Origin of the sequence: Cellulomonas aerilata, from assembly GCF_007991755.1 — a bacterium.
Taxonomy (GTDB): Bacteria; Actinomycetota; Actinomycetes; order Actinomycetales; family Cellulomonadaceae; genus Pengzhenrongella; species Pengzhenrongella aerilata.
The window spans coordinates 70,441-82,297 of sequence record NZ_BJYY01000017.1 but is presented as its reverse complement, the minus strand read 5'-3'; the positions used below and the strand labels follow the sequence as shown (position 1 = coordinate 82,297).

Sequence of the window (11,857 nt, the reverse complement as noted above, 5' to 3'; positions counted from 1 at the left end):
CGAGATCCGTCGCGGTCACCGTCAGCGACCGGACGGTGTCCATGGCTGCGCGGAGGTCGGCCAGTGCCGTCGCGAGACCCGCAGGCAGACGTGAGAGATCAACGGCACGGGAGCGCCGGGAGGCGTCGTCGGGCTGGACATCGTCGGCCACGACGACCACCTCCTTCGGCGTCCGGATCATGACGGCGAAACCCTCTGCCATCAATGCTAGGACGTGCCACTGACACGTCTGAGGGGCGGTTTTCGCTGTGTGGACGAACGTGCTTCCGCTCGGGCTGTGGTCGCACTCGACATGGCTCAATGAGGGCCCGAGACAGCGGCGTCATCCGGCTGAGTCGGTGCGTTCGTTACGAGACCCGACGTGCGCCGGGTCCCGGTCGCGCGACGGGCTGCGGCCCCGGCGTCGGGGAGAGAGTGGGCGCCGGATATGGAGCCGTCTGCGCGGACCCGTCCCGCCCTCGCCCCCTTCCGCCGTCCGGCGACCGGGCCGTCCGGTGGTGCACCCTGTCCCGGTGACGCCCCCGAGCACACCCGCCACCCCCGCCACCCTCCCGACGACCATGCGCGCCGTCGTCGTCGAGCGGTTCGGCCAGCCTCCCCAGGTCCGGGACGTGCCGGTCCCCGCCTGCCCGGCCGACGGCGTCGTCGTCCGGGTCGAGGCCACCGGGGTGTGCCGCAGCGACTGGCACGGCTGGCAGGGGCACGACGACGGCATCACCCTCCCGCACGTGCCCGGGCACGAGCTGGCGGGGACCGTTGCGGCCGTCGGCGGCGACGTGCGGGCGTGGGTCGTGGGGGATGTGGTGACCGTGCCGTTCGTGTGCGCGTGCGGCGCCTGCGGGGCCTGCCTCGCCGGGGAGCACCAGGTGTGCGAGCGGCAGACCCAGCCGGGGTTCACGCACGACGGGTCGTTCGCGCAGTACGTCGCCCTGGACCACGCCGACGTCAACCTCGTCCGGCTTCCGGACGGCATGTCCCCGGTCACCGCCGCCGCGCTCGGCTGCCGGTTCGCCACGGCGTACCGGGCGGTCACCGTGCACGGCCGCCCCCGCGCGGGTGACTGGGTGGCGGTGCACGGCTGCGGAGGCGTCGGGCTCTCGGCCGTGATGGTCGCCGTCGCGGAGGGCGCGCGGGTGGTCGCGCTGGACACGTCCGCCGCAGCACGCGACGCCGCCCTGGCGTGCGGCGCCGAGGCGGTCCTCGACCCGCTGGAGGACCTCGCGCCGGACGCCGCGCCGGGCGCCGGACCGGACGCTCCGCCGGACGTCACGCCCGGGCCCGCGGCGGTCGCCGCCCGTGTCGCGCAGGTCACCGGCGGCGGTGCGCACGTGTCGCTCGACGCGCTCGGCAGCCCGGCCACCGCCGTCGCGTCGGTGCTGGGCCTGCGCCGCCGGGGGCGGCACGTGCAGGTCGGCCTGCTGCTCGCGGAGGCGGCCCGGCCACCGCTGCCGATGGACCGGGTCGTGGCGTGGGAGCTGGAGGTTTACGGCAGCCACGGCATGGCGGCGCACGAGTACCCCGCGATGCTCGCCCGGATCGCCTCGGGTGCGCTCCGGCCGGACCGCCTGGTCGGCCGCACGATCGGGCTCGACGAGGCGCCGGACGCGCTGGCGGCGATGAGTCGCCCGGTGACCGCGGCGGGGATGACGGTCGTCGTCCCGTGACCGCTCGGACCTCGGCGGCGCCCACCCGGCGCCGGTCGCCGGCCGCCCGCCCGGCCGCCGGCGACCCGCCCGGCCGTCCCGGATCCGCTCAGCCCCGCGGGTCCTCCCGGGTCGCCTCCAGCTGGGCGACGACCTCGGCGGCCATGAGGTCCAGCGAGCGGAGCTCGTCCGCGGTGAACTCCCGCGGGTCGTTGCCCAGCACGCAGCACGTGCCGAGGACCTGACCGCGCGAGGTGACCAACGGGCTGCCGGCGTAGCAGCGCACGCCCTCCAGGGTCACCAGCGGGTTGTCACGCTGCGTGGCGTCGACGGCGGCGTTCGTGATGACGTGACGCTTGCCGGTCGCGACGGGCGTGCGGCAGAACGACCACTCGAGCGGGACGCCGCGGGTCTGGGCCATCCACCCCGCCAGGCCGTGCGCTCCCGCCATGACTTGGGCGTCGTCCAGGACGACCGTGATCAGGCCGACCGGCAGCCCCAGGTGCTGCGCCGCCCGCCGGGCGAAGCGGTCGAGCACGGTCTGCGCGGCCGGGGAGAAGAGGTCCAGCGCGGCGATCTCGGCGAGCCGGTCGACGGACGTCACGGGGTCGGTGGTCAGGGCGGTCATGAGCGGGGTCCCTTCAGGGCAGCCAGGGTGCGGTGGGTGGTGAGGCGGACGGCGAGGGAGCGACCCATGACGCCCAGCACCCCCGCGGAGTTCGTGACGGCGTCGGCCAGGGCCGCGAGCTGGTCCAGGCTCATGGTCGCCGCGCCCGGTGGGACGCCCGCGTCGCTGCACACGCGTCGCCAGGTCACCTCGAAGTCGGCGCCGGACGCGCGGCGCACCGCGTCCCGGAAGTCCGCGACCCGGGGAGCCTCGACGGTCAGGCTCGGCGTGACGTAGCTCGTCATCGGGCGGCTCCTCGGGGTGCATCGGTGATGGCCGGACCTGCTCGGCCCGGCGTGCTCGTGCCACCCATCGCCCGGCCCACCGCCACGTTGAGGACCCGCGTCCGCACGGGTGACGGCCCACCCGCCCGCAGCCGCCGCCGACGCGTGCGGACGCCCGGCCGGTCACCGTCGTCGGGTCGGTATCCTGAGGTCCTCCCCCCACCCCCAGGAGTGCCCCCATGGGACGTGTCGTCGTCGAAGTGATGCCCAAGCCCGAGATCCTCGACCCGCAGGGCAAGGCCGTCGCCGGCGCGCTGCCCCGCCTGGGCTTCGGCCAGTTCACGAGCGTCCGGCAGGGCAAGCGGTTCGAGCTCGAGGTCGAGGGCGACGTCACCCCCGAGGTCCTCGAGGCCGCCGCGCAGGCCGCCGCCACCGTGCTGTCCAACCCGGTCATCGAGGACGTCGTCCGCGTCGCGGACATCGAGGCCGACGCCGCCGCCACGGTCACCTCGACCGGGACCCTGGCCTGATGCGCGTCGGGGTCGTCACCTTCCCCGGCACGCTGGACGACCGGGACGCCGCACGCGCCGTCCGGCTCGCCGGGGGTGAGCCGGTCGCGCTGTGGCACGCCGACGCGGACCTGCACGACGTCGACGCCGTCGTGCTGCCGGGCGGCTTCTCCTACGGCGACTACCTGCGCGCCGGCGCGATCGCCCGGTTCGCGCCCGTCATGGCACCGGTCGTCGACGCCGCGAAGGGCGGGCTGCCGGTGCTCGGCATCTGCAACGGCTTCCAGATCCTCACCGAGGCGCACCTGCTGCCCGGGTCCATGATCAAGAACGAGACGCGGACGTTCGTCTGCCGCGAGCAGGAGCTCACCGTCGAGAACGTCGACACGGCGTGGACGCGCGGGTTCACGCCCGGCCAGCGGATCACCATCCCGCTGAAGAACCAGGACGGCCAGTTCGTCGCCGACGAGCACACGCTGGACGAGCTGGAGGGCGAGGGCCGGGTGGTGTTCCGCTACGAGGGCCACGACCCCAACGGCTCGCGCCGCCGCATCGCCGGGATCTCGAACGAGGCGGGCAACGTCGTCGGGCTCATGCCGCACCCCGAGCACGCCGTCGAGGCGGGCTACGGTCCGGACAGCGCCCAGGGCCCGCGCCGCGGCACGGACGGGCTCACGCTGTTCACGTCCGTGCTGCAGACGATGGTCGGCTGAGCGGACCGTGGCGGACCTCGGCGCGGTGGCCGGGCCGACGCTGGACGTCGTCGGCTGGGACCACCCCGACGCGGCCGTGCTGCGCGACATGCAGCAGGCCGAGATGCGTGAGCTCTACCAGGACGACGACGAGCCGGTCCCGCTGCGGGACACCGCGTCGATCACGGCCATGGTCGTCCTGCGGGCGGACGGCGTCCCGGTCGCGTGCGGGGCGCTGCGCCGCCTGAGCCCCGGGTCCTGGGGCGACGGCGAGCCGGGCCCGGGCACCGGCGAGGTCAAGCGCATGTTCGTCCGCCGCGAGTGGCGCGGCCGCGGCCTGTCCCGGCTCGTCCTGGGCGAGCTCGAGGACCGGGCGCGGGAGCAGGGGCTAAACCGGGTCGTGCTGGAGACCGGCACCCTGCAGACCGCGGCCATCGCGCTGTACGAGCGGTCCGGCTACGTGCCGATCGCCCCGTACGGCGGGTACGTCCACTCGCCGCTGTCCCTGTGCTTCGCCAAGGACCTCACGGCCTGACCGGGCCGGGCCGGCGCGTCAGCCCACGACCCGCAGGCCCAGGTGCGCGGCCAGCAGGGGAGCCAGCCCGAGCAGCTGGTCGCCGCTGATCACCGCGCCGCGCAGGTGGGCGAGCCCGTCGAGGCCGGACAGGTCCGCGCCGCGCAGGTCCACCGCGTCCAGGGTCGCGCGGGTGACGTCCAGCCGGTCGACGCGGCAGTCGAGCAGGGTGACCCGCGTCGCGCTCGCGGCGACGAGGTCCAGCTCGCCGATCACGCACCCGTCCAGGACGACGTCGGTCAGGCGTGCCTCGCGCAGGTTGAGGTAGTCCACCTTGCCGCCGGTGACCCGTACCCGCTGCAGCTCGGCGCCGGACAGCTGCACCGCACCGAGGCGGCAGCCGGACAGCGCCACGTCCCGCCAGGTCGAGCCGACCGCCCGGAGCGTGTGGGACCGGACGTCGCGCAGCACGCAGTCGGCGAACCGGGCGTGGTCGAGGGCCACGTCGTCGAGCACGCAGTCGACGACGGCGGTCTCGAGGAAGCGCGCGTCGGTGGCGCTGCTCCCGGTCAGGTCCCGGCCGCGCAGCTCGACGCCGTCCAGCACGGCGTCGTCCTCGAGGTCGCCGTCGAAGGGCTCGAGGTCGGGCAGGCGCACGTCACCGATGGAGGACCTCACGCGGCCCACCCTGCCAGGCCGCGGGCACACGCGAGCGGCCGGCGGACGGCCGGCGCGCGCCGCGGCCGCGCCCGTCCCGCGGAGATCCCGAACCGTGCCGGCGTACCAGGGGGTGCACGCCGACACGGATCACGACCTCCGCGGGACCACCTCAGCGCGGGACGACCGTCCCGTGCAGGTGCAGCGCGCCGCACCGGCCGTCCCAGCCCGTGTACGCGTACCCGCCGCCGGCCAGGTCCGGCGCGACCCGGACGGTGACCCGGGCCGGCAGCAGCACCGGCTTGGCGAACTCGACCGTCCACGCGAACGCGTCACCGCGGGCACGACCCACATCGGCCAGCGCCCGGGACGCCGTGAGCATTCCGTGCGCGATCGCCCGTGGGAAGCCCATCGCCCGGGCCGTGACCCGGGACAGGTGGATGGGGTTGCGGTCGCCCGAGACGGCCGCGTACCGGCGCCCGGCGTCGGCGCCGAGCGACCACTGCCCGGTGGGCACCGGCGGCACGAACTCCGGGCGTCCGCCGCGGCGTCCGCCGCCGGACCCTGCGTCGGGGGTCTCGGCGCCGGACCGGCCGGCCGGCAGCCGGACGCCCTTCGCCAGGTACGTCGAGACCCCGCGCCAGACGACGTCGCCGCCGGACCGGACCTCGGTGACCAGGTCCACCTGTGCCCCGGAGCGGTGCCGGCGCAGGTCCTGGGCGTGCGCCCGGACGTCCAGCGGCTCCCCGAGCACGGGCGCCCGGTGCTGCTGGACCCGGTTGGCCAGGTGGACCATGCCGGCGAGCGGGAGCGGGAAGTCGTCGCGGACCATCAGCGCGGTGGCCACCGGGAACGCCAGGACGTGCACGTACCCCGCGGGCAGGGCGTCCGAGGCCGGCTCGCCGAGCAGGTGCTGGTAGGCGGTCAGCCGGTCCGGGTCCGCCCGCACGCCGCGCACCACGTACGCGACCCCCGGCAGCCGGTCCGACGCCCGGCCCAGCCGGGACAGCGCGGCGAGACGCGCCGACGCGGCGACCCCGCGCGCGTACAGACCACCCAGGCCCGGGACCCCGGGGAGCTCGACGTCGGTCCGGAGCGTGGCGGGGTCGTCCGGCGCCGGGACGTCCGCGCCGTCGGCCCCGTCCACCCCGGACGTCATGCGCCCACCAGGTTCTGCCCACAGACCCGCAGGGTCCGCCCGAGGATGCCGCCGGCCTGCGGCGAGGCGAGGAACGCGACCGCCTCGGCGACGTCCACCGGCTGGCCGCCCTGCTGCAGCGAGTTCAGCCGCCGCGCCACCTGGCGGGTCAGCGCGGGGATCCGGGCGGTCATCTCGGTCTCGACGAAGCCCGGGGCGACCGCGTTCGCGGTGCCGCCGGCGTCGGCCAGCAGGGGTGCCGTGGCACGGACCATGCCGATGACGCCGCCCTTGGACGCGGCGTAGTTCGTCTGGCCGCGGTTGCCGGCGATGCCGCTGGTGGAGGCGAGCGAGACGATGCGCGGCGCGTCGGCGAGCACGCCGTCCCGGGTGCCGCGGGCGGCGAGGAGGGCCTCGTCGATCCGCAGCTGCGCGGCGATGTTCACGGCGAGCACGGAGTCCCAGCGGTCGGGCTCCATGTTGGCCAGCAGCCTGTCCCGCGTGATCCCCGCGTTGTGCACGACGACGTCCAGGCGTCCGTGCCGGCTCAGCGTGTGCGCGAGGATCCGCTCCCCGGCGTCCGGGGCCGTGATGTCGAGCTGCAGCGCGGACCCGTGCACGGAGTTCGCGACCCGGGCCAGCTGCTCCCCGGCGGCCGGGACGTCGACGGCCACCACCGTCGCGCCGTCCCGGGCGAGCGTCGCCGCGATCGCCGCGCCGATCCCGCGTGCGGCACCGGTCACCACCGCGACGCGTCCGGCCAGCGGCCGGTCCCAGTCGCCGGGCAGCGCGCCGCCGGCCGAGTCCACCGCGAGCGGCTGCCCGTCGACGAAGGCCGACCGGGTCGACAGGAAGAACCGCAGCGCGCCGAGCACGGACGGGGCATCCACCGGCACGCCGTCCGCGACCACGACGCCGTTGCCGGTCGCGCCCGCTCGCAGCTCCTTGGCCAGCGAGCGCAGCAGCCCGTCCACGCCCTGCCGGGCCGCGGCGACGGCGGGGCCGTCGTCCGCGGTGGCCGGACGGGACAGCGTCACGACGCGCCCCGCGGATTCGAGGGACCGCAGCGTGCCGGCCGCCGCGAGCACCGGCGCCGAGAGGTCCTCGGGGTGCGCGGCGCCGGTCAGCACCAGCACGACGGCGCCGTAGCGCTCCGCCGACGCGGCGTGCCGGCGCACGTCGAGGTCCCAGCCGACGAGCTGTCCGGCGACGACGTCGGCGTCGCGCGCCGAGGCGTCGTCGTGCAGGACGAGCACCGGCCCGCCGGTGAGCGGCTGCCCGGGACGGTGCCGGCGCAGCGGCACGGGCCGGGGCAGGCCGAGCCGCTTCGCGATCGTCTTGGTGACCCCGGTGTTGACCAGGGTCAGGTACGTGTCGGTCACGCTGCCTCCAGGATCATGGCGACGCCCTGGCCGCCCGCCGCGCAGACGGAGACGAGCCCACGACTGCCGGGGCCCTTCTCCGCGAGCAGCTTGGCGAGCGTGGCGACGATGCGGCCGCCGGTGGCGGCGAACGGGTGGCCGGCGGCGACGGAGGACCCCACGACGTTGAGGCGCGACCGGTCGATCGTCCCCAGGGGCTTGTCGAGCCCGAGCCGCTCGGTGCAGAACCTCTCGTCGTCCCAGGCGGCCAGGTTCGACAGGACGGTCGCGGCGAACGCCTCGTGGATCTCGTAGAGGTCGAAGTCCTGCAGCGTCAGGCCGTTGCGCGCGAGCAGCCGCGGGACCGCGTACGCCCCGGCCATGAGCAGGCCCTCTCGGCCGTGCAGGAAGTCCACCGCGGCGGCCTGCGCGTCCACGACGGAGGCGAGCACGGGCAGCCCCCGCTCGGCGGCCCACGCGTCGCTGGCGAGCAGGACGGTCGAGGCGCCGTCCGACAGCGGCGTGGAGTTGCCCGCGGTCATGGTCGCCGGGGTGTCCAGGCCCTTGCCGAACACCGGCTTGAGCGTGGCGAGCTTCTCCACCGAGGTGTCGGTGCGCAGGTTCGCGTCCCGGGTCAGGCCCCGGTAGGGCGTCATGAGGTCGTCGAAGAAGCCGCGCTCGTAGGCGGCGGCCAGCCGGTGGTGGCTGGCGGCGGCGAGCTCGTCCTGCGCCTCGCGGGTGATCCCCCAGGCCGCCGTGGTCAGCGCCTGGTGCTCGCCCATCGACAGCCCGGTCCGCGGCTCGGCGGTCGTCGGCGCCGCGGGTGCGAGGTGGCCGGGCCGGACCCGCGCGAGCGCCGCCAGCCTGGCCTGCGTGCTCTTCGCGCGGGACAGGTCCAGGAGCGCGCGACGCAGCGGGTCGCTCACCGCGATCGGCGCGTCGGACGTCGAGTCGACGCCGCCTGCGACGGCGGAGTCGATCTGACCCAGGCGGATCTTGTTGGCCAGCCCGACGACCGTCTCCATCCCGGTCGCACAGGCCATCTGCACGTCGTACGCGGGCGTCCCGGACGCCAGCGCGGAGCCCAGGACGGCCTCGCGGGTGAGGTTGAAGTCCTTGGAGTGCTTCAGGACGGCGCCCGCGGCCACCTCCCCGATCTGCTCGCCGGCGAGCCCGAACCGGGCGACCAGCCCGTCGAGCGCGGCGGTCAGCATGTCCTGGTTGCTCGAGCGCACGTACGGGCCGCCGGCCCGCGCGAACGGGATCCGGTTGCCACCGACGACGACGGCGCGGCGGGGGCCGTCCGGCGTCGGGGGGTCGGTCGGCAGGCCGGACTGCGCAGTGGTGCTCGGGAGTGCCGTCATGGCGGGTCCTCTCGCGTCGTCGTCGAGGGTGGAGGTCGGTGGTGGGTGCGGGTGCGGCCCGACGCAGGCGCGGGCCGGTGACAGGCAGTGTCTGGCACTGACAGTACCTGATACCGTCGGTCTCGTGAGCCATGTCACCCCCGCGTCGTCGCCGTCCCCGGCCCCGTCGCCCGACGTCGCGGCGGACGCGCCGGACGGGCGCTCGTCCCGGTGGGCCGACCACCGCGAGGCCCGTCGCGCCGAGCTCGTGCACGTCGCCCGGCGGTGCGTGCACCATCGCGGACCGGACGTGTCCATGGAGGAGATCGCCGGGGCCGCCGGGACGTCGAAGTCGATCGTCTACCGCTACTTCACCGACAAGACCGGCCTGCAGCGCGCGGTCGCCGAGGCCGTCGTCGTGCAGATCCAGCAGGCGCTCGAGGGGGCGCTGCACGCGGCGTCCACCCCGCGCGCAGGGCTGCGCGCGATGGTCGGGGTCTACCTGGAGATGATCGAGTCGTCGCCGAACGTGTACTTCTTCGTGACCCGCGGCTCGCTGGACGCCGGCTCCCCGCTCGGCCACTTCCTCGACGCCGTGACCGGGCTGGTCGCCGCCCCGTTCGCCCGCGAGCTGACCGAGGCGGGCTCCGCGCCGGAGCACGAGGCCCGCGCACTCGCGGCGACCTGGGCCGCCGGGGCGGTCGGGTTCGTCAGCGGTGCGGGGGAGCGGTGGCTGCGCAGCCAGGGCACGCCCGAGGCGCTGGACCGCGTCGCCCTGACCGACCAGGTCGCGGCGTGGCTGTGGGGCGGGCCGGTCGCCGTGCTCGCCCGCTCGCGCGACCGCCGTCCGGACGCCCCCGGCCGACCGTGACCCGCCGGCCGTGACCCGACAGCAGTGACCCGACCAGCAGTGACCCGACCAGCCGCCACCGACACCGCCCCCGTGACACAGGAGTCCCGATGAGCACCACCACCGAACGCACCCGTCCGACCGCCGAGAACCCGGTGGTCGACGTCCGGGGACTGGAGGAGGTGCTCCTCGGCCGGTGGGCGGACATCCGGCGCACCGCCCGGGCGTTCCTCACCGACCCGCGGCTGCACCGCGTCGAGGGCCAGACCATGGCGCAGCACCGCGAGACCGTCCTGGCGCAGCTGCGGATCCTGGCGCGCGAGGGTGACGTGCTGCGCGCGTTCCCGCCGGCACTCGGCGGCGCGGACGACCACGGCGGCAGCCTCGCGCGCTTCGAGGAGACGATCGTCGCCGACCCCTCCCTGCAGATCAAGGCGGGCGTGCAGTGGGGGCTGTTCGCCTCCGCGATCCTGCACCTGGGCACGGCGGACCACCACGCGCGCCTGCTGCCCGGTGCCATGTCCGTCGACGTGCCCGGCGTCTTCGCCATGACCGAGACCGGCCACGGCTCCGACGTCGCGAGCATCGGCACCACGGCGACGTACGACCCCGAGACCCGCGAGTTCGTCCTGCACACGCCGTTCCGCGGGGCCTGGAAGGACTACCTCGGCAACGCGGCCGTGCACGGCACCGCGGCCGTCGTGTTCGCCCAGCTGGTCACCCGCGGGGTGAACCACGGCGTCCACGCGTTCTACGTGCCGCTGCGCGACCCGGCGACGGGGGGCTTCCTGCCCGGCATCGGCGGCGAGGACGACGGTCTCAAGGGCGGGCTCAACGGCATCGACAACGGGCGGCTGCACTTCGACCACGTGCGCGTCCCGCGCGCCGACCTGCTGGACCGGTACGGCCGGGTCGCCGAGGACGGGACCTACTCCTCGCCGATCACCAGTCCTGGCCGGCGGTTCTTCACCATGCTCAGCACGCTCGTGCAGGGCCGGGTGTCCCTGGACGGCGCCGCCGTCAACACCAGCAAGCTCGCCCTCATCATCGCGGTCACGTACGCGAACCAGCGCCGCCAGTTCGCCGGCGGGTCGCCGACCGAGGAGGTCGTGCTGCTCGACCACGCCGAGCACCGGCGCCGCCTCCTGCCGCTGCTCGCCCAGACGTACGCCCAGGCGTTTGCGCACGAGCGGCTGCTGGAGACGTTCCACGCGGTCTTCTCCGGGACGGCGGACACGGACGAGGACCGCCAGGACCTGGAGACGATCGCCGCCGCGCTCAAGCCGGCCTCGACGTGGCACGCGCTGAGCACGCTGCAGACGGCCCGCGAGGCCTGCGGCGGAGCGGGCTTCCTCACCGAGAACCGGCTCGTCTCGCTGCGTGCCGACCTCGACGTCTACGTCACCTTCGAGGGGGACAACACCGTCCTGCTGCAGCTGGTCGCCAAGCGGCTGCTCGCGGACCACTCGCGGGAGTTCAAGGACATCGACGCCGGCGGGGTCGCCCGGTACGTCGCGGGTCGGGCCGCGGACGCCGCGATGTACCGCACGCCGCTCGTGCGGGTCGTGCAGACCCTGGCGGACGGCGGCGACCGGCGCCGGTCGGCCGGCCAGCTGCGCGACACCGAGACCCAGCGCGAGCTGCTCACCGACCGGGTGGAGACGATGGTCGCCGAGGTGGCCGCGGCCCTGCGGCCGGCGGCCAAGGCGTCCCGGGCGGAGGCCAGCCGGCTGTTCGACGAGAACCAGCACGCCCTCATCGAGTGCGCCCGCGCGCACGCCGACCTGCTGCAGTGGGAGGCGTTCACCGCCGGGCTGGCGAAGGTGCAGGACCCCAGCACGCGACAGGTGCTGACGTGGCTGCGGGACCTGTTCGGGCTCACCGTCGTCGAGCGCAACCTGGCCTGGTACCTGATCAACGGCCGGCTCTCCGCCGGGCGGGCGCGCACCGTGACCTCGTACATCGACCGGCTGCTGGTGCGCCTGCGCCCGCACGCCCAGGACCTGGTGGACGCCTTCGGGTACGGCCCGGAGCACGTGCGGGCCGCGATCGCGTCCGGTGCGGAGGGCGAGCGCCAGCGCGAGGCCCGGGAGCACTACCGGCGGCTGCGCGCCTCCGGGACCGAGCCGGTGCCGGAGAAGGCCGTCCGCTCCAGCTAGGGCGGGTCGGCACCGAGCACCGAGAAGGGCCCCGGGCGGACGCCCGGGGCCCTTCTCGCCTGCTGTGCGCCTGCTGCGCGGCTGCTGAGCGCCTGCAGTG

Annotated in this window: 13 protein-coding genes; 6 read left to right on the top strand and 7 right to left on the bottom strand. The window is 75.6% G+C overall.

Annotation, left to right across the window (positions count from 1 at the left end):
* Positions 1-181, bottom strand: a 181-nt coding sequence (locus tag CAE01nite_RS18370; protein ID WP_222595937.1) for a hypothetical protein, incomplete at its 3' end; no start/stop codon positions are given.
* 379 nt (positions 182-560) lie between these two features.
* Here CAE01nite_RS18370 and CAE01nite_RS14095 point away from each other — a divergent pair.
* Positions 561-1,664 (top strand): zinc-dependent alcohol dehydrogenase family protein, encoded by a 1,104-nt coding sequence (locus tag CAE01nite_RS14095; RefSeq protein WP_146905854.1) that lies wholly within the window; start codon positions 561-563, stop codon positions 1,662-1,664.
* 88 nt (positions 1,665-1,752) lie between these two features.
* On the opposite strand, the gene CAE01nite_RS18235 is transcribed toward CAE01nite_RS14095, so the two are convergent.
* Positions 1,753-2,271 (bottom strand): GAF domain-containing protein, encoded by a 519-nt coding sequence (locus tag CAE01nite_RS18235; RefSeq protein ID WP_186816596.1) that lies wholly within the window; start codon positions 2,269-2,271, stop codon positions 1,753-1,755.
* Positions 2,268-2,555, bottom strand: a complete 288-nt coding sequence (locus CAE01nite_RS18230) for a hypothetical protein (RefSeq protein WP_186816595.1) — start codon at positions 2,553-2,555, stop codon at positions 2,268-2,270. Before CAE01nite_RS18230 ends, CAE01nite_RS18235 begins: the two co-directional genes overlap by 4 nt.
* Before the next feature lie 218 nt (positions 2,556-2,773).
* Between CAE01nite_RS18230 and purS the strand changes: the two genes are divergently transcribed.
* Genes purS through CAE01nite_RS14075 form a run of 3 tightly spaced genes read left to right on the top strand, consistent with a single transcriptional unit; the run spans position 2,774 to position 4,270 of the window.
* Positions 2,774-3,064 carry a phosphoribosylformylglycinamidine synthase subunit PurS gene (purS, locus tag CAE01nite_RS14085; RefSeq protein ID WP_146905839.1) on the top strand — a complete coding sequence of 97 codons (291 nt, stop codon included), beginning with the start codon at positions 2,774-2,776 and terminating at the stop codon, positions 3,062-3,064.
* On the top strand, positions 3,064-3,756 hold the full coding sequence (gene purQ, locus CAE01nite_RS14080; protein ID WP_186816594.1) for a phosphoribosylformylglycinamidine synthase subunit PurQ: 693 nt from the start codon (positions 3,064-3,066) through the stop codon (positions 3,754-3,756). The genes purS and purQ overlap by 1 nt, the downstream gene beginning before the upstream one ends.
* A 7-nt stretch (positions 3,757-3,763) precedes the next feature.
* Entirely contained in the window at positions 3,764-4,270 is a 507-nt protein-coding gene (locus tag CAE01nite_RS14075; RefSeq protein ID WP_222595936.1) for a GNAT family N-acetyltransferase, read from the top strand.
* Positions 4,271-4,288: 18 nt separating this feature from the next.
* Here CAE01nite_RS14075 and CAE01nite_RS14070 read toward each other — a convergent pair whose 3' ends face one another.
* The 4 genes from CAE01nite_RS14070 to CAE01nite_RS14055 all read right to left on the bottom strand — a co-directional run bounded on the left by CAE01nite_RS14070 (position 4,289) and on the right by CAE01nite_RS14055 (position 8,769).
* Positions 4,289-4,927, bottom strand: coding sequence for a pentapeptide repeat-containing protein (locus tag CAE01nite_RS14070; RefSeq protein ID WP_146905836.1), 639 nt, complete (start codon positions 4,925-4,927; stop codon positions 4,289-4,291).
* A gap of 151 nt (positions 4,928-5,078) precedes the next feature.
* On the bottom strand, positions 5,079-6,065 hold the full coding sequence (locus CAE01nite_RS14065; RefSeq protein WP_146905833.1) for a MaoC/PaaZ C-terminal domain-containing protein: 987 nt from the start codon (positions 6,063-6,065) through the stop codon (positions 5,079-5,081).
* A complete protein-coding gene (locus CAE01nite_RS14060) occupies positions 6,062-7,426 on the bottom strand; it encodes a 3-oxoacyl-ACP reductase (protein WP_146905831.1) in 1,365 nt (454 codons plus the stop codon). The genes CAE01nite_RS14065 and CAE01nite_RS14060 overlap by 4 nt, the downstream gene beginning before the upstream one ends.
* Positions 7,423-8,769, bottom strand: coding sequence for an acetyl-CoA C-acetyltransferase (locus CAE01nite_RS14055; RefSeq protein ID WP_146905829.1), 1,347 nt, complete (start codon positions 8,767-8,769; stop codon positions 7,423-7,425). Before CAE01nite_RS14055 ends, CAE01nite_RS14060 begins: the two co-directional genes overlap by 4 nt.
* Positions 8,770-8,893: 124 nt before the next feature.
* On the opposite strand from CAE01nite_RS14055, the gene CAE01nite_RS14050 reads away from it, so the two are divergent.
* Positions 8,894-9,619 carry a TetR/AcrR family transcriptional regulator gene (locus tag CAE01nite_RS14050; RefSeq protein WP_246131221.1) on the top strand — a complete coding sequence of 242 codons (726 nt, stop codon included), beginning with the start codon at positions 8,894-8,896 and terminating at the stop codon, positions 9,617-9,619.
* 89 nt (positions 9,620-9,708) lie between these two features.
* Positions 9,709-11,757: an acyl-CoA dehydrogenase family protein gene (locus CAE01nite_RS14045; protein ID WP_146905825.1), complete on the top strand. Its 2,049-nt coding sequence runs from the start codon at positions 9,709-9,711 to the stop codon at positions 11,755-11,757.
* Positions 11,758-11,857: the final 100 nt, after the last annotated feature.

Coding starts and splice junctions, on each gene's coding strand:
- CAE01nite_RS14095 (WP_146905854.1), top strand. CDS start 561: ATGCGCGCCGTCGTCGTCGAGCGGTTCGGCCAGCCTCCCCAGGTCCGG.
- CAE01nite_RS18235 (WP_186816596.1), bottom strand. CDS start 2,271: ATGACCGCCCTGACCACCGACCCCGTGACGTCCGTCGACCGGCTCGCC.
- CAE01nite_RS18230 (WP_186816595.1), bottom strand. CDS start 2,555: ATGACGAGCTACGTCACGCCGAGCCTGACCGTCGAGGCTCCCCGGGTC.
- purS (WP_146905839.1), top strand. CDS start 2,774: ATGGGACGTGTCGTCGTCGAAGTGATGCCCAAGCCCGAGATCCTCGAC.
- purQ (WP_186816594.1), top strand. CDS start 3,064: ATGCGCGTCGGGGTCGTCACCTTCCCCGGCACGCTGGACGACCGGGAC.
- CAE01nite_RS14065 (WP_146905833.1), bottom strand. CDS start 6,065: ATGACGTCCGGGGTGGACGGGGCCGACGGCGCGGACGTCCCGGCGCCG.
- CAE01nite_RS14055 (WP_146905829.1), bottom strand. CDS start 8,769: ATGACGGCACTCCCGAGCACCACTGCGCAGTCCGGCCTGCCGACCGAC.
- CAE01nite_RS14045 (WP_146905825.1), top strand. CDS start 9,709: ATGAGCACCACCACCGAACGCACCCGTCCGACCGCCGAGAACCCGGTG.